The 15,647-nt window shown below is 61.7% G+C and carries 15 protein-coding genes; 1 reads left to right on the top strand and 14 read right to left on the bottom strand.

Annotated elements, in window-relative coordinates; genetic code table 11:
• The first annotated feature begins 40 nt into the window (after positions 1 to 40).
• Positions 41 to 1,345 carry a citrate synthase gene (locus HY30_RS17770; RefSeq protein WP_034744378.1) on the top strand — a complete coding sequence of 435 codons (1,305 nt, stop codon included), beginning with the start codon at positions 41 to 43 and terminating at the stop codon, positions 1,343 to 1,345.
• Here the strand turns inward: HY30_RS17770 and lpxB are convergent.
• The 14 genes from lpxB to rpsB all read right to left on the bottom strand — a co-directional run bounded on the left by lpxB (position 1,342) and on the right by rpsB (position 15,550).
• Complete coding sequence (gene lpxB, locus HY30_RS17765) at positions 1,342 to 2,499, bottom strand: lipid-A-disaccharide synthase (RefSeq protein ID WP_034744190.1); 1,158 nt, start codon at positions 2,497 to 2,499, stop codon at positions 1,342 to 1,344. The genes HY30_RS17770 and lpxB overlap by 4 nt on opposite strands.
• Positions 2,496 to 3,329 carry an LpxI family protein gene (locus HY30_RS17760; protein ID WP_034744376.1) on the bottom strand — a complete coding sequence of 278 codons (834 nt, stop codon included), beginning with the start codon at positions 3,327 to 3,329 and terminating at the stop codon, positions 2,496 to 2,498. Before HY30_RS17760 ends, lpxB begins: the two co-directional genes overlap by 4 nt.
• A gap of 10 nt (positions 3,330 to 3,339) precedes the next feature.
• Positions 3,340 to 4,128: an acyl-ACP--UDP-N-acetylglucosamine O-acyltransferase gene (gene lpxA, locus HY30_RS17755; protein WP_034744187.1), complete on the bottom strand. Its 789-nt coding sequence runs from the start codon at positions 4,126 to 4,128 to the stop codon at positions 3,340 to 3,342.
• A gap of 47 nt (positions 4,129 to 4,175) precedes the next feature.
• The gene (gene lpxD / locus HY30_RS17750; RefSeq protein WP_034744184.1) at positions 4,176 to 5,192 is read right to left on the bottom strand and encodes a UDP-3-O-(3-hydroxymyristoyl)glucosamine N-acyltransferase; all 1,017 of its coding nucleotides are present in this window, start codon (positions 5,190 to 5,192) and stop codon (positions 4,176 to 4,178) included.
• A gap of 13 nt (positions 5,193 to 5,205) precedes the next feature.
• Positions 5,206 to 5,796 (bottom strand): OmpH/Skp family outer membrane protein, encoded by a 591-nt coding sequence (locus HY30_RS17745; protein WP_034744181.1) that lies wholly within the window; start codon positions 5,794 to 5,796, stop codon positions 5,206 to 5,208.
• A 28-nt stretch (positions 5,797 to 5,824) separates the two neighbouring features.
• Positions 5,825 to 8,392, bottom strand: a complete 2,568-nt coding sequence (gene bamA / locus HY30_RS17740; RefSeq protein ID WP_034744179.1) for an outer membrane protein assembly factor BamA — start codon at positions 8,390 to 8,392, stop codon at positions 5,825 to 5,827.
• A 39-nt stretch (positions 8,393 to 8,431) separates the two neighbouring features.
• On the bottom strand, positions 8,432 to 9,601 hold the full coding sequence (locus tag HY30_RS17735; RefSeq protein ID WP_034744175.1) for a M50 family metallopeptidase: 1,170 nt from the start codon (positions 9,599 to 9,601) through the stop codon (positions 8,432 to 8,434).
• Positions 9,602 to 9,606: 5 nt separating this feature from the next.
• A complete protein-coding gene (gene dxr, locus HY30_RS17730; RefSeq protein ID WP_034744172.1) occupies positions 9,607 to 10,806 on the bottom strand; it encodes a 1-deoxy-D-xylulose-5-phosphate reductoisomerase in 1,200 nt (399 codons plus the stop codon).
• Positions 10,807 to 10,809: 3 nt separating this feature from the next.
• Positions 10,810 to 11,628: a phosphatidate cytidylyltransferase gene (locus HY30_RS17725; RefSeq protein ID WP_034744169.1), complete on the bottom strand. Its 819-nt coding sequence runs from the start codon at positions 11,626 to 11,628 to the stop codon at positions 10,810 to 10,812.
• A complete protein-coding gene (locus tag HY30_RS17720) occupies positions 11,628 to 12,389 on the bottom strand; it encodes an isoprenyl transferase (protein WP_034744166.1) in 762 nt (253 codons plus the stop codon). Before HY30_RS17720 ends, HY30_RS17725 begins: the two co-directional genes overlap by 1 nt.
• A complete protein-coding gene (frr, locus tag HY30_RS17715; RefSeq protein WP_034744163.1) occupies positions 12,389 to 12,943 on the bottom strand; it encodes a ribosome recycling factor in 555 nt (184 codons plus the stop codon). Before frr ends, HY30_RS17720 begins: the two co-directional genes overlap by 1 nt.
• The gene (pyrH, locus tag HY30_RS17710; RefSeq protein ID WP_034744160.1) at positions 12,940 to 13,695 is read right to left on the bottom strand and encodes a UMP kinase; all 756 of its coding nucleotides are present in this window, start codon (positions 13,693 to 13,695) and stop codon (positions 12,940 to 12,942) included. The genes frr and pyrH overlap by 4 nt, the downstream gene beginning before the upstream one ends.
• Positions 13,696 to 13,807: 112 nt before the next feature.
• Positions 13,808 to 14,710, bottom strand: a complete 903-nt coding sequence (gene tsf / locus HY30_RS17705) for a translation elongation factor Ts (RefSeq protein ID WP_034744157.1) — start codon at positions 14,708 to 14,710, stop codon at positions 13,808 to 13,810.
• 39 nt (positions 14,711 to 14,749) lie between these two features.
• Positions 14,750 to 15,550, bottom strand: a complete 801-nt coding sequence (rpsB, locus tag HY30_RS17700) for a 30S ribosomal protein S2 (protein ID WP_034744154.1) — start codon at positions 15,548 to 15,550, stop codon at positions 14,750 to 14,752.
• Positions 15,551 to 15,647: the final 97 nt, after the last annotated feature.

Here is a 15,647-nt window from a genome sequence, read left to right as displayed (position 1 = left end):
GCCACGCCGGACAGACACTGAACATGAAGGGCATATGCTGATGGAAAACAAGACCAAGAACGCCGGAACCGCCAAGCTTGAAGTCGCTGGCAAATCTTATGATCTGCCGGTCCTGTCCGGTACACACGGGCCAAACGTTGTCGATGTCCGCAAATTCTACGCGGAATCCAACCACTTCACTTTCGATCCCGGCTTCACGTCGACAGCCAGCTGCGAAAGCCAGATCACCTTCATCGATGGGGACGAAGGTGTGCTGCTGCACCGTGGTTACCCGATCGGCCAGCTGGCCGAACAGTCGACGTTTCCGGAAGTCTGCCACCTGATCCTGAAGGGCGCCCTGCCGACCAAGAGCGAACTCGACGTCTTCAACAACGAGATCAAGCAGCACACCCTGCTCCACACGCAGATGGACCGCTTCTTCGAAGGGTTCCGCCGTGACAGCCACCCGATGGCGATGCTGACCGGCGCCGTTGGTGCGATGGCCTCCTTCTACCCGGGCGCCATCGACAGCGAAGATCCTGTGGAGCGCCACCTCGGCTCGATCCGCCTTGTCGCCAAGATGCCGACGCTCTGCGCCCGCATCCTGAAGTACAATATGGGCCAGAAGTTCGTCGATCCGCGCAACGAATTCTCCTATGCCGAGAACTTCCTGAACATGTGTTTCTCGGTCACCGCCGAGGATTACAACGTTGACCCGAAAATCGCCAAGGCGATGGACCGCTTCTTCATCCTCCACGCCGACCACGAGCAGAACGCCTCGACATCCACCGTGCGCCTTGCCGGTTCGTCGGGCGCTCACCCGTTCGCGGCTGTCGCTGCAGGCGTTGCCTGCCTCTGGGGCCCAAGCCATGGCGGCGCCAACGAGGCCTGCCTCAACATGCTGCACGAGATCGGCACGGTCGATCGCATTCCCGAATATATCGAGAAAGCCAAAGACAAGGACGATCCCTTCCGCCTCATGGGCTTTGGTCACCGCGTCTACAAAAACTACGATCCACGCGCCACCGTGATGCGGGAATCGGCCCACGAAGTGCTCGACCTGCTCGGCCTGCGCGACCAGCCAATCCTGAAAGTCGCCATGGAGCTGGAGCGTATCGCGCTCGAAGACGAGTATTTCGTCGAGAAGAAGCTCTATCCGAACGTCGATTTCTATTCCGGCATCATTCTCGATGCGATGGGCTTCCCGAAGCAGATGTTCACCGTGCTGTTCGCGCTCGCCCGTACGGTTGGCTGGGTCGCCCAGCTGAACGAGATGATCGACGACCCGACGCAGCGCATCGGCCGTCCGCGCCAGATCTATACCGGCCACGCCAAGCGCGATTACGTTCCGATGGACAAGCGCTAGGCGCCGGCTTCCTCAAGGATCACTTCAGCCGCAATTTCGGCTGCATCGCGATCGCCCTCTTTCATCCGGGAGAGGGCGATTTGCTGTTCGGCCCTCTGATCGGCCAGCGCGTCCGGATCGGTCAGCCATTGCAGCGCGCGTGCCGCGATAAGCTCGGGCTTTTGCTGTGTCTGGACGAATTCCGGCACGATCTCCTGATCATCACTGACGATGTTCAGGAGCGTGATGTGGCGCTTCTTGTAGAGGAGCCCGCGCGCAAGCGACCAGGTGACCCAGCCGGTCTTGTAGGCGACGATCATCGGCGTGCCCTGCATGGCGAGCTCGCTTGTCACCGTGCCGGAACAAGCGAGCGACAGATCGGCCGCCGCCATGGCATCATAGCGCTCTGCCGGATTGGTCGAGACCGTTGCCCATTCCGCAACATCCGGAAAGGCCTCGGCGAATTGCGCGGCGACGCTGGCGGCGGGCGCCATGATGATCGTGCGGTCCGGGTCGGAGTCCTTGAGGATTCGGGCCGCTTCAACGAGCGCCGGCGCGACACGCTTGATCTCGCTCGAGCGGCTGCCGGGCAGAACGAGCACGACTTGCGCATTGGCAGGAATGCCATGGGTGATGCGGAAGGATTCGCCATTCCCCCATTGGTGACGCGAGAGGGCCGGATTGCCGATCACCGTCGTCTTCAGGCCATAGGGCTCGTAAAATGGCGCCTCGATCTCGTGCATGCACAGGAGGTGATCCACGGTGGCGGCGAGCGTCTTCGCCCTGCCCGGCCGTGTGGCCCAGACCTGCGGCCCGATCAGCTTGACGAGTTTGATATGCGGCGCCCGCGCCCGGACGCGCTGCGCAACACGCAGCATGAAGCCCCATGAATCCACCAGGATCACGGCGTCAGGCGCATCTGCGACAATGGCGTCAGCGGCTATGTCGGCCAGCTTCACCACAGTGCCATAGGCTTTGAGACCTTCCAGAAGGCCCAGAACGGAGAGCGGCGCGATATCCAGCGGCGACTCGATGCCGAGGGATGCCATTTCGGCGCCGCCAATGCCCGAGATATGCGCGCCGGGTTGCCGTGCCCTGACGGCTTCAATCACTTCGCGGGCCAGCAGGTCGCCGGAGGCCTCAGCCGCCACGAAATAGAGCCGGGGCGCCGTCATGTGTCGAATCCGTAGATGAAGACGCCGAGCCGCTCTGCAGCGGCCTGCATCTTGTCCCGGCCCAGCATCAGGGCGCCGTCAGCCTCGACGGCGAGCCCTGCGAGACCCGCAGCGGCGACATGTTCGACCGTTGAGACGCCGACCGTGGGCAGGTCTATGCGGCGTTCCTGACCGGGTTTGGGCCGTTTTACGAGAACGCCGCGGCGCGCGTCGGGAGTTCCCCGGATCGCTTCCGGGAGGCCTGCGCACCGTGCCAGCATCGCGTCGGTGCCTTCCTGAGCCTCAACGGCGAGCACGAGCCCTTCGCAGACCACGCAGCCCTGCCCGATATCGAGATCGCCGAGGGCCGCCACGACATGGGCGCCGCGCGAGATGTCCGCGAGCGCCGTCTCGGTGGGTTGAGGACCGGCGATCAGGCCTGAAGGCGCGAGAAGGCCGGCATTGACTGTATCGGAGCCCACCACGTTGAAGCCGTTTTTCTCCATTTCCTTGACCATGAGGCGCAAGAGCGCGTCGTCGCCCTTGCCGGCTTCGGCGATGACCTTGGGCAGCAGGGCGGCGCCGCGCAGGTCCAGCTTGAGGTCCTTGAAGTTCGGGCGCTTCACGATGCCGGCAAACAGCACGTCCTTGCAGCCGGCCGCCTTCAACAGGGTGAACAGTTTGCCGATCTCGCCCAGGCCGACCACATCGCCCGGATAGGCGGCAAGACGCGGCTCTTCAAAGCCCTTGAGCCGCAGGACGTATACGCCCTGCCCCGTCTCCACGGCATTTTCTGCGATGCTGACCGGCAGGTCACCAAGGCCCGCAATCAATCCGAGAGGTGCAGTCATGACGCGCACATCAGGGTTTGCAGATCGGCCGGTCGCCGCCCTGGCGAATGAAGTCGATCAATTCCATGGCCAATGGCTTGTCGGCGAAGGTCACGGCGGCCTGCGCCAGACGGTCCTTGAAGATGCCGTCGCCGGTGAAGACGGCCTTGTAGGCCCCGCGGATTTCCTGGAGCTGCGCCTTGTCGAATCCGCGCCGTTTGAGGCCCACCATGTTGAGGCCGGAGAGCCTGGCATGGTTGCCGACAACGGAGCCGAACGGGATGACATCCTCGACGAGGATCGCGCCGCCACCGATGAAGGCATTCCGGCCGATGCGCGTGAACTGGTGCACGGCGGCGAGCCCGCCAAACCAGACATTGTCGCCCACGGTGATGTGGCCTGCGAGCGAAACATTGTTGGCCATCACGACATTGTTGCCGATGTGATTGTCATGCGCGATGTGCGCGCCAATCATGATGAAACAATTGTCGCCGACCTGGGTCAGTCCGCCGAATTTCGGGATCCCGGTATGGGCCGTCGCATATTCCCGGAATGTGCAATTGTTGCCGATCTGGAGACGGGACTCAGGCGTTTCCTGAAAACCGATCACCTGCGGGGGTCCACCCACGACGGCGTGGGGATGCAGGACGCTGTTCTCGCCAAGCGTCGTGTGCCCGGTAACGACAGCATGCGAGCGCAGCTCGCTGCCAGCGCCAATCACGGCATGGGGGCCGACATGGCAGAACGGGCCGACGCGCGTGCCTTCGCCGAGCTCGGCGCCGGTCTCGACATAGGCGGTAGGATGGATTTCGACGGGCATAGGCGGGTCCGGGCGCTGCGGTTAAGGGAAGATCGGGGCAGCCGCGTTCAGGAGGTTTTCTTCGGATTTGCCTGTTTCTGCAACCAGGCAACTTCCCGCATCCACTGACGGATGGGCTTGGCCGGTGTGCCGCCCCATGTTTCGCCTGCCTCGATATTGCGGAAAACACCTGCCGAGGCCGCAAGGTTCACGCCGTCGCCGATGACGACATGATCGGCAATGCCGACGCGTCCACCGATCCGCGCGCCGTCACCGACGGTCACAGAGCCGGAAATGCCGCCGAACGCGGCCATGACAACGCTGCGTCCGAAAACGACATTGTGGGCGATCTGGCAGAGATTATCGATCTTGGTGCGCTCGCCAATGATCGTGTCGTCGAACACGCCGCGATCAATGCAGGAATTGGCGCCGATGGTGACATTGTCCTGCAGGATAACGCGTCCGAAATGGGGCGCATCCTCCATGCCGGCCGGACCACCTGTGACGCCGAAGCCGGCCTCGCCTATGCGCACACCCGACAGGAGCGTGACCTTGTCGCCGACAAGGGCGCAGATAAGCGAGACATTGGCCCCGATACGGCAATGGCGGCCAACCTGGACGCCGGGTCCGACCACTGCATTGGCGCCGATGACCGTGCCCTCACCAACCGTGGCGCCGGGTCCCACGACGGCACCGGGCGACACAATCGCACCGGGATGCACCTTGGCCTCAGGTGAAATGCGGTCGTCGCCCGACCAGACGAGGTGACGCGGCTGGAACAGCGCGTAGGCCACAAGGCCATGAAAATGGCGCGGCAGCGATGTTACAAGACAGGGAACGCCTTCCGGCACATGCTTGCGATTGGCCTCGTTGAGAATAAGCGCCGACACATCAGGGCCGACGGAAACCTCGCCTTTGCCGTCACCGTCGAGAAAAGCGAGGTCTCCGCGGCGACCTGTGGCCGCTGCGGAGACCCCTGTAATCTCGACCGACGGGTCGCCCTCAAGGGTGGCACCCGTCAGCTCCGCGATCTTGCCAAGCGTCAGAGCGCCCTGCGGTGCATAGAAGCGTGGATCGACCGTCACGGAGCCTTCAGTCCTATTGTGCGGGTTGGGCCGGCGCGCGCTGGCGTGTTACCGCGATGGTCGGCGTCTTGGCATCCAGTTTGGAGATCACCAAAGCGCTCACATCGATCGCATCCGTGCTGTAGATGACCTGGGATTTCGACATCACGACCTGGGCATTCTTCTCCTTCACGACGTCCATCAGAACAGGTTCGATCGCCTTGTTGAACTCGATCAGAGCTGCGCGCTCGGTCAGCTGGAATTCCTGGCTGACGGTCTGGCGCTTCTGGGCAAAGGCGTTGGCGCGGGTCTGGTAAGCCGTGAGCTGCGAGACGAGCGCCGTATCGGCAGCGACCGCTTCACGGGTCTTGCCTTCGACCTTCGCCTGGAGCGCCTTGCCGTCCGTTTCGAGCGTGGCGCGCGTTGGCTCCAGCTCGTTCTTCATCTGGGTCTCAAGGTTCTTCAGCTTGGTCTGGATATCCTTGCCGGCCTTGCTGTCGCTGAGAATGCGGCCCTCGTCGATCATGACGACGGTCGTGCCCTGGGCAGACGCTGCAGGGGCCGTAACGGCCGCAGCGCTGACAACCAGCGAAAGGGCAATAAGCATGTTCTTGAATAGGGACATGGTCCGTCTCCTGTTTGGCATTTCTGGATTAGAAACGTGTAGAGGTTGAGAACCGGAAAGTTTCGGTTCGGTCATAGTCTTCCCTGCGCAGGATCTGCGAGAAGTCAAAGCGGATGGGTCCGAATGGGGAATCCCAGAACACGCTGAGACCGGCGGACGCCCGCAGGGATGTGGCATCCTTGGTGAGACGCACAGCCGACACCGGATTACCGGCTGCGTCTGTCGTATCATAGTAGATGGTCGGGCTGACATCAGGCCCACGCAGCGTGCCGACAGAGCCGACATCTGCGAACAGGGCACTCTTGATGCCATATTCTTCAGGGAAGACGCTCGGAAGCGTGAGCTCGAATGTACCCTGGTAATATAGGTTGCCGCCGAGCGAGTTACCGCGCCGCGTCGACAGGAGTTCACCGGTTTCGGGATCATAGGTCCGCACGATTTCGCGTGGGCCAAGGCCGGCCACGTCAAAGCCGCGGAACGTGCTGCCACCCCGGAAGAAGCGGTTGTTGATCCGGATGCCCTGACCATCTTCAAGCGGGAAGATATAGCCGCCCGAGAAACGCGCACTGGCAATGACGCCCTTCCAGATGCCGCGATAGAGCGATGCGCTGCTTTCGGTCCGGAGGTATTTCACATCCCCGCCGAGACCAGCGGCTTCCTGGCTGAAGCGGAAGTCAAAACCGCGTGTTGGCTGGATCGGATCGTTCGTCCGGTCCCAGAAGAAGCTGTAGCCGACGATACTGGAAATCTCGCTGCGTTCTGACCGGCAGCTGGAATCGCGCAGAAGGAAGAGCGGGTCACACCGGTCGACAACCAGAAGCTCATCCGGGAAGTCTTCCGTTGTCGCTGCGCGATACTTGTCATCGGTAAGATCATTCGGCGTGTCGGCGCCGGCCGTCTGGATCACGCGCGTAGACTGGAAGCCTGTGAGTGTATCGAGCAGAATGTCGACATCCGGAATCTGCACGTCATCCGACTGGATCTTGTAGCTGAGGCCCATCTGCATCCGTTCACTGAGCGGGAAGCCGACGCGCAGGCCAGTACCGATGGTTTCGGCCGTGTAGCTGCCATAGTCCTTGAAGTCCTGCTTGGTGGCGTAGACATCAACGCCTGCCGACAGGTTGCGGTCGAGGAAGCGAGGCTCCGTGAAGCGCAGGTCCACCACTTGCTGACGGCTGGACGTCGAAATACGCGCGACGACCGACTGGCCACGACCGCGCAGGTTGCGCTGGGAGGCGCTGAGATCGAAGAGATAGGAGTCGACCGACGAGAAGCCCGCTGCGAAGGAAAGCTCGCCCGTCGGCTGCTCGGTGACCTTCACGTCAACGATGCTCTTGTCCGGACCATCGCCCGGATTTTCCACGATTTCGACATCCTTGAAGAATCCGAGTGCACGCACACGGTTCTTGGAACGGTCAAGCAGGATGCGGTTGAAGGCATCGCCCTCGGAAATGCGCAGTTCACGGCGGATGACGCGGTCGAGGGTCTGCGTGTTGCCGACGATATTGATGCGCTCGATATAGACGCGCGGACCTTCATCCACCGCGAAGGTGACGTCGATACGGCCCGTATCGGGGTTCACGTCGAGCTGTGGACGGATGTCGACAAAGGCATAGCCGGCAATACCGGCGGCGTAGGTCAGTGTGTCGATCGTGTCTTCGATCAGGTTGCCGCGGAAGAGGTCGCCCGGCTGGATGGGCACGGCGGCGCGCAGCGCCTTGGCATCGAGCTTCTCAAGCGCGGTTTCGACCTTCACCTCACCGAAATCATACTGACGACCCTCATCGATGGTCATCGTGATGTAGAAGTCTTTCTGGTCAGGCGTCAGTTCGGCGACAGCCGAGTCCACGCGGAAATCGTAATAGCCATTGTTCTGGTAGAACTCGCGCAGCTTCTCGCGGTCATATTCCAGACGGCCGGGGTCATAGTTGTCGTTCGAGCTGAAGAAGCGCCAGAGGCGCGACTGACGTGTCACGATCTCGCTGCGCAGGCGCGAGTCGGAATAGGCCTTGTTGCCGATGAAGTTGATCGAGCGGACGCCGGTGACCGGGCCTTCGGTGATTTCGAACACGAGATCGACGCGGTTCTGCTCGAGTGGCTTGTATTGCGGCTCGACCTTGGCGGCGAAACGGCCGGACTGGCGATACAGCTCCAGGATGCGCTGCACGTCGGCCTGAACGCGGGCGGCGGTGAAGATGCCGCGCGGAGCAGCCTGGATTTCTTCCTTGAACTTGTCGTCCTTGAGGGCCTTGTTGCCCTCGAAAATCACGCGGTTGATGATCGGGTTCTCGACGACGCGGACGAGCAGGTCGTCCCCGCTCCGGTCGATGGACACGTCAGCAAACAGGTTGGTCGCGAACAGGGTCTTCAGGGAGAGGTCGATACGTTCCGGATCAAACGGATCACCTGGCTCCACCAGGAGATACGATTGCACCGTGCGCGCTTCAATACGCTGGTTGCCTTCAACAAGAATGGAGCGGATCGTACCGCCATAGCGGCTGTCTTCCTGCGCTTCGGCGGTATTGGTCAGTCCCGGCAGGACGACGAACGAAAATACGCTGGTCGCCATAAGGGTTGCTGCAAGGAACTTACGCATTGTGGACAAATCTTTCTTGTTTTCTTTGAGACAGCCGTATCAGCCGCCCGTTCCCCCGAACAAGCCGGTCTCCATGATGTCACCCCATGTGATCACCACTACCATCCCCAATAACAGGATCAGACCGAATGTCAGGCTCATCTCCTGCACTTTCTCTGGCAGTTCCCTGCCCACAATCGCTTCATAAGCATGAAAGACGAGGTGTCCGCCATCCAGCACAGGCAGTGGCAGGAGGTTGAAGAAGCCGACACCAACGGAAATGGCGGCGCAAATGCTGAGCAGCATCCAGAATAGCTGCTCCAGCTTGGCGGTCTGGCTGACGTCAGGCTGTTCCCAGACCTTGTTGACGACCCGCCGTGAAATATCACCGATTCCGACAGGGCCGGTCATCGTGTGCACGGACATCTTGCCGGTCACGATGCGCGACAGCATGGTGACGGTCCGGTCAATCGTTGCGCCTGTTTCCACCACGCCTGCGCCGAGCGCCTGGACGGGATTGTATTTGATCCGCTCGCCCATCGCGATTGGCGCCATCCCGATGCCGATGGTCGCCTGGGGCACCATCTGGCCGAACTCGTTTTCGCGGACCACTTCGTCCGGCGTCACTTTCAACGTAACAGGCGCGCCATCACGCAGCATCTCGAACGTCATTTCCTCATTCGGATTGAGCATGATCGGAATGGTAATGCTGCTCGCATCGGTGACCGGATGCCCGTTGATGCTGACAAAGGCGTCACCAACCTTCAGGCCACCGCGCTCAGCGGGCGAATCGGCCACGACGGCGGCGATCCCGACGGAATAATTGGTGCGGCCATGGGTGCCGAGGATGAGGGAGAATATGAGGCTGGCCAGAACGAAATTGGCGAGGGGGCCTGCGAGGCTGACGAGCATGCGCTGCCAGACGGTCAGGTTCTTGTAGGCCTTTCCGAGAGGCCCCTGCTCCACCTTGCCGACATCCCCGGCCAGCTGGCTTTCGCCGACGAATTTCACGAAACCGCCGAGCGGGATCCAGTTGACGCGCCAGCGCGTGCCGACCTTGTCCTTGCGCTCGAAAACGGGGCGGCCAAAGCCAACCGAAAAGGATTCAACCGCGGCGCCGAACAGGCGGCCCATGAGATAATGTCCAAGCTCATGAATGATCACGACGATGCCCATCATGAAGACGAGGCACACGATGAAGAGCGGACCCTGGCTAAGCAGCTGACCCAAACGACTTACCCTCCTGCCCGGCTAGGGGCCCTTCTTAACAATTCGGTCGCCGTATCGCGTCCGAACTGGTCCAGATAAGCTATTTCATCCAGCGTGTCACAGGCCAATGAGGCCATATTGCCGGAAGAAAAGCGACTCAAGGCTTCTTCTACCGCCCAGCTTATGTCCAGAAATCCGCATTGACCCGCAATAAATGCAGAAACGGCGGCTTCATTAGCGCTATTTAATACGGTCGTACCGCCTGTTCCGAGACTTATCGCGTGCCGGGCGAGTTCGATGGCCGGAAAGCGCGCAGGATCAACAGGTTCGAAATCCAGACGGCCCAGCGCCGCCAGGTCGAGCCGGGCGACATTCGTGGTTAACCGGTCCGGCCAGCCGAGGGCATAGGCAATCGGGGAGCGCATGTCCGGCATGCTCAGCTGGGCGATCACCGAGCCATCGGTGAAATGCGCCATGCCATGAATGATGGATTGCGGATGCACGAGGACTTCGATGTGCGCCGCATCGACCTCAAACAGGTAGGCCGCCTCGATGAATTCGAGCGCCTTGTTCATCAAGGTGGCACTATCGATGGAATTCTTGATTCCCATGGCCCAGTTGGGGTGGGCAGCCGCCTCAGCGGGCGTTGCGCCGGCCATTTTTTCCAGAGATGCCGTGCGAAACGGGCCACCGGAGGCGGTAATGCTGAGCTTCTCAAGCGATCGACCGTCGCCGATGGACTGGAAAATGCCGCTATGTTCCGAATCAACCGGCAGGATGCGCGCTCCGGACTTGGCCGCCTCGGAAAGGATCAGCTTGCCGCCGCAGACGATGCTTTCCTTGTTGGCGATGGCGACATCCGTGCCCTGGCGCACGGCAGCGAGCGTGGAGGCCAGCCCTGCCGCGCCCACAATGGCCGCCAGAACGCGGTCGCAGGGTCGTGTGGCTGATTCTGTAATGGCTGATGCACCACCGGCGGTTTCGATGCCGCTGCCCGCGAGTCGTTTCCGCAGATCGGGCAGCTGGCTCTCGTCAGCGATGACTGCAATTTCAGGACGGACGGCCAGCGCCTGTTCGGCAAGCGCGGCGGCATCCTTGCCCGCCGCCAGCACGACAATTTCGAACGGGGTGTCACCTGCCGCATTGGCCTGCGCGACGACGTCGAGGGCAGATGTGCCTATCGAGCCGGTCGAGCCCATGATGGAAATACGACGGGGTTCGGCCATGAACTAGAATCCAAGCGTTTCTGCGAACCCCGGTATGGCATAGAGCGCAAGCGATCCGAAAATACAAACAGCACCCAGACCGTCCACGCGGTCGAGCACGCCGCCATGTCCCGGCAGCAAAGTGCCTGCATCCTTGACCTTGAACCGGCGCTTGATGCCACTCTCGAAGAGGTCCCCCATCTGGGCGACGACAGAAGTGCCGACTCCTGCAGCAATCCATACAGGATAGGATGCCATTTCGATGTCGCCGATGGCGAGGCCGCAGAGGCCGCAGGCCGTCACCGCGCCCAACGCCCCGCTCCAGGTCTTGTTGGGGCTCTCGCTCGGCAGGAGGCGGGGTCCGCCGAGACCGCGCCCGGTGAAATAGGCCGCCGCATCAGATGCCCAGACAAGCGACATGAAGAACAGGGCCGCCGCGCGGCCGTCCCAGGGGCCGGAGCGAAGGAAATAGAGGCCAGCCGCCATGCCGGAGACGTAGAGCAGGCCGAACATGGCTGTACTGCGAACGCGCGGCGTACCGCCCGCTGCGACGGCGCAAAACACCATCCCGGCAGCAAAAACCAGCGCAGAGACCCATAAGACGCCGAGGGGCAATGAGAGCAGGAATAGCGCGGCAGCGGCAGACATGGCGCGCGGCCGTGGAAAGACGCTTATCTGGCTCCACTCATGGGCCATGGCAGCTGCGAAGACGGCGCAGCCTATGCCAAGCCACCAGCCGCCCGCCCAGACCATCCCAACGGCCACGGGAATGAGCACCGCTGCGGACATCAGGCGCAGTCCCAGTTCCGAGAACCGCCTATCGCGCGGCGTCCAGTCGCCCATCAGTAGGCCCCAGGCGAGACCGCGCCGAACCGGCGTTCGCGCTCCTGGTATTTCGCCAGCGCCTCCTCAAGAGAGGCGCGATCAAAGTCCGGCCACAGGACATCCATGAAAACGAGTTCTGCATAGGCGCACTGCCAGAGCAGGAAATTGCTGAGCCTGTATTCGCCGCTCGTGCGGATAAGCAGGTCGGGGTCCGGCAGCATGTCGGTATCCAGAAAATGGCCGAGCCGCGTTTCGTCGATCTCGTCTGGCTTCAGTTCACCCGCCTCAACTGCGAGCGCCATGCGGCGGGCAGCGCGGGCAATTTCCTCGCGGCCACCATAATTGAAGGCAATCGTCAGGAAGAATTTGCTGTTGTCGGCCGTTGTTCGCTCGGCCTTGTCGACGAGGGCCGCGACATCCGCCGGCAGGCCTTCGCGTTGGCCGATGATGCGAATACGCACGCCCTCCCGCGTCAGCCGGGCCAGGTCGCGCTGGACATAGGCCTTCAGCAGGCCGAACAGCGCGTTGACTTCAGCGGCAGGCCGACGCCAGTTCTCGGTCGAAAAGGAGAAAACCGTAAGATAGCGGATGCCGATCTCGCCGGCGGCTTCCACTGTCCGCCTCAGCGCCTCGACGCCCCGCTCATGGCCGGCCGCACGCGGCAGTCCCCGCGCCTTGGCCCAGCGGCCATTGCCATCCATAATGATCGCGACATGGGAAAGTCCCGGCTGCTGCCCCGATACAACATTGGTGACATCAGAGGCGGATGCAGCAGCCATTAGACCTGCATGATCTCCGTTTCCTTGGCCTTCAGCGCGTCATCCACACGGCCCACAAAGGCGTCCGTCAGCTTCTGGACTTCATCGGAGAGGCTGTGGAGGCGGTCTTCACTGATCTCGCCGTCCTTCTCCATCTTCTTCAGGCTGTCCATGCCGTCGCGGCGGATGTTGCGCACGGCGACTTTGGCCGCTTCGGCATATTTGCCGGCAATCTTGGTCAGTTCCACCCGGCGCTCTTCGTTGAGCGGCGGGATCGGGATACGCAGTGTCTGGCCATCCATGATCGGGTTGAGGCCGAGACCGGACTCGCGGATCGCGCGGTCCGTCGCGCCAACAACGGTCTTGTCCCACACGTTGACGGACAGCATGCGCATGTCGGTGACGGAGACCGAAGCGACCTGCGAGAGCGGCACGGTCGAGCCATAGGCGGGCACGTTGATCGAATCGAGCAGGTTCACCGAGGCCCGGCCGGTGCGCAGGCCGCTGAACTCGGTCGACAGCGACGTCAGCGCGCCTTCCATCCTGCGTTCAAGATCCTTCTTGTCATAGGTCATTTCGCGACCCCTCCTTCATTCGATATCGTTGTCGATGTGCCCCGCCCGTGCAGGACATTCAGGAGCGAACCTTCTTCCTTGAGCGAGAAAACCACAATCGGGATATTGTTGTCACGCATGAGGCTGACCGCCGACGAATCCATGACTCGCAAGTCCTTGGCCAGCAATTCCTGATAGGCCACCTTCTCATAGCGGGTTGCGCTGCTGTCGAGCTTGGGGTCGGCCGTGTAGACGCCATCGACCTGGGTGCCCTTCAGGAGGGCGTCGCAATTCATTTCTATGCAGCGCAGGGCTGCGCCCGTATCCGTGGTGAAGAACGGGTTGCCGATGCCGGCTGCGAAGATGACGACGCGGCCCTTTTCCATGTGGCGCTGGGCGCGGCGGCGGATATAGGGTTCGCAGATCTGGTCCATGTTGATGGCCGACTGGACGCGCGTCGGCACGCCCTGGCTTTCCAGCACGCTCTGCATGGCGAGAGCGTTCATGACCGTGGCCAGCATGCCCATGCTGTCGGCCTGTGCCCGCTCCATGCCCTTGGCAGCGCCCGCCATGCCCCGGAAGATGTTGCCACCCCCGATGACGAGGCAGATCTCGGCGCCGGCTGTGCGGGCCCCTGCAATGGCTTTGGCGAACTGTTCAACGGTCGGGATGTCGATGCCGAACTGGCCGGGGCCCATGAGGGCCTCGCCGGACAGTTTGAGGAGCACACGCTTGTATTTTAGCGGGCTGGTCTCCGGATTCTCGCCTGGCATAGCTTTCTCCGTCACTTGAAGCCCTGAATAGAGCTCCTAAAAGATTCCCGGCTGCCTGTCATGGGCAGCCGGGACTGTTTAAGGCCTCACGTGGGGCTAAAGGCAAGCCCGATCAGCTGCCTTTTGTGAGGGAAGCCACTTCATCTGCGAAGTTATCCGCAGCTTTTTCAATGCCTTCACCCAGTTTGAAGTGGACGAAGCCGTTCAGAGTCGCGCCCTGATCCTTCAGATAGGCCGCAACCGTCTGGTCAGGGTTCATGACGAAGGGCTGCTCGAGAAGAACAACTTCCTTGTAGAACTTCTGCATCCGGCCCTTGATCATGCCTTCGATGATATTGTCAGGCTTGCCGCTTTCACGGGCCTGTTCGGTCAGCACGCGCTTCTCGGTTTCAACAAGCGCCGGGTCGAGCTCGTCCGTCGTGGCAGCAGCCGGCGACGTGGCAGCGATGTGCATCGCGATCTTGCGACCGATGTCTTCGAGGTCGCCGGAACCCGACAGAGCCACCAGGACGCCGACCTTACCCATGCCAGCCGTTTCGGCGTTGTGGATATAGGAAGCGACCTTGTCTGCCGAGACCTTTGCCGAACGGCGCAGCGTCATGTTTTCGCCGATCGTGGCGATCATGCGCTTGATCATGTCGTCGACCGTGCCGTTGCCGTCTGGTGCAGGCGCAGCTGCAACAGCTTCAACAGACCCATCGGTGCCGAGGGCGGCTTCAGCGATGCCGGCGAGGGCTTTCTGGAAGCCTTCGTTACGGGCCACGAAGTCAGTTTCGGCGTTCAGTTCGACGATCGCGCCGGACTTGCCGTCAGCCGACACTTTCACAGCCACGAGGCCGTCAGCCGCGGTGCGGCCCGACTTCTTGGCAGCTTTGGACAGGCCTTTGGCGCGCAGCCACTCGATGGCGGCTTCTTCATCGCCGTCATTTTCAACGAGGGCTTTTTTCGCATCCATCATGCCTGCGCCGGTTTTCTCGCGCAGTTCCTTGACGAGCGCAGCAGTAATCTGGGCCATTGCGGTTATCCTTCAGTGTAAAAGTTCAACTCGGAGGGCTTAGGCGCCCGTTGCGTTTTCCGTGGTTTCGCCATCAGCAGCAGCGACGTCAGCATCGGCCAGGCCATCGAGATCTTCGAGGGCGCCGAGGTCAACACCGAGGCCAGCCGTCGACTCTGCGAGACCATCGAGCACTGCGTCTGCGAACAGGTTGCAGTAGAGCGAGATGGCGCGCGCCGCGTCGTCGTTGCCGGCAAAGCCGTAGTCAGCGTCTGCAGGATCGCAGTTCGTGTCGAGAACAGCCACGACCGGGATGCCCAGCTTGCGGGCTTCCATGACGGCAATGGCTTCCTTGTTCGTGTCGATCACGATCATGGCAGCCGGCAGGCCGCCCATTTCCGAGATACCACCAAGGGCGCGCTCAAGCTTGTCGCGGCGACGCTCCAGGTCGAGAAGCTCTTTCTTGGTGAGGCCTTCGCCGCCACCGGTCGAGAACATCGCGTTCAGCTCTTTCAGCTGCTTGATCGACTTGGACACAGTGGTCCAGTTGGTCAGCGTGCCGCCGAGCCAGCGGTGGTTCATGTAATACTGGGCGCAGCGCTGGGCTGCTTCTGCCACAGGATCAGACGCCTGGCGCTTGGTGCCGACGAAGAGAACGCGGCCGCCCTTGGCAACCGTGTCGCGCACGAAAACGAGCGCCTGGTGGAGCGACGGGACGGTCTGGGACAGGTCCATGATGTGGATGCCGGAACGCTCGCCGTAGATGTACGGCTTCATGCGTGGGTTCCAGCGGTGGGTCTGGTGACCGAAGTGAACGCCAGCCTCGAGCAGCTGACGCATTGTGAAGTCAGGTAGTGCCATTAATTTTCTCCATCCGGTTGGCCTTCGCAGGTGGAACGTTGGGCCAGAATGGCTTTCCGCACCGGATGCACCCGCGAAATGGTTTCAGATAAGGCGG

This window comes from Hyphomonas chukchiensis (assembly GCF_000682695.1).
GTDB lineage: Bacteria > Pseudomonadota > Alphaproteobacteria > Caulobacterales > Hyphomonadaceae > Hyphomonas > Hyphomonas chukchiensis.
Note: the sequence above shows the minus strand (reverse complement) of the source record. Positions and strands in the feature narration are given on the sequence as shown.

Coding starts and splice junctions, on each gene's coding strand:
- HY30_RS17770 (WP_034744378.1), top strand. CDS start 41: ATGGAAAACAAGACCAAGAACGCCGGAACCGCCAAGCTTGAAGTCGCT.
- lpxB (WP_034744190.1), bottom strand. CDS start 2,499: ATGACGGCGCCCCGGCTCTATTTCGTGGCGGCTGAGGCCTCCGGCGAC.
- HY30_RS17760 (WP_034744376.1), bottom strand. CDS start 3,329: ATGACTGCACCTCTCGGATTGATTGCGGGCCTTGGTGACCTGCCGGTC.
- lpxA (WP_034744187.1), bottom strand. CDS start 4,128: ATGCCCGTCGAAATCCATCCTACCGCCTATGTCGAGACCGGCGCCGAG.
- HY30_RS17745 (WP_034744181.1), bottom strand. CDS start 5,796: ATGTCCCTATTCAAGAACATGCTTATTGCCCTTTCGCTGGTTGTCAGC.
- bamA (WP_034744179.1), bottom strand. CDS start 8,392: ATGCGTAAGTTCCTTGCAGCAACCCTTATGGCGACCAGCGTATTTTCG.
- dxr (WP_034744172.1), bottom strand. CDS start 10,806: ATGGCCGAACCCCGTCGTATTTCCATCATGGGCTCGACCGGCTCGATA.
- HY30_RS17725 (WP_034744169.1), bottom strand. CDS start 11,628: ATGGGCGACTGGACGCCGCGCGATAGGCGGTTCTCGGAACTGGGACTG.
- HY30_RS17720 (WP_034744166.1), bottom strand. CDS start 12,389: ATGGCTGCTGCATCCGCCTCTGATGTCACCAATGTTGTATCGGGGCAG.
- frr (WP_034744163.1), bottom strand. CDS start 12,943: ATGACCTATGACAAGAAGGATCTTGAACGCAGGATGGAAGGCGCGCTG.
- pyrH (WP_034744160.1), bottom strand. CDS start 13,695: ATGCCAGGCGAGAATCCGGAGACCAGCCCGCTAAAATACAAGCGTGTG.
- tsf (WP_034744157.1), bottom strand. CDS start 14,710: ATGGCCCAGATTACTGCTGCGCTCGTCAAGGAACTGCGCGAGAAAACC.
- rpsB (WP_034744154.1), bottom strand. CDS start 15,550: ATGGCACTACCTGACTTCACAATGCGTCAGCTGCTCGAGGCTGGCGTT.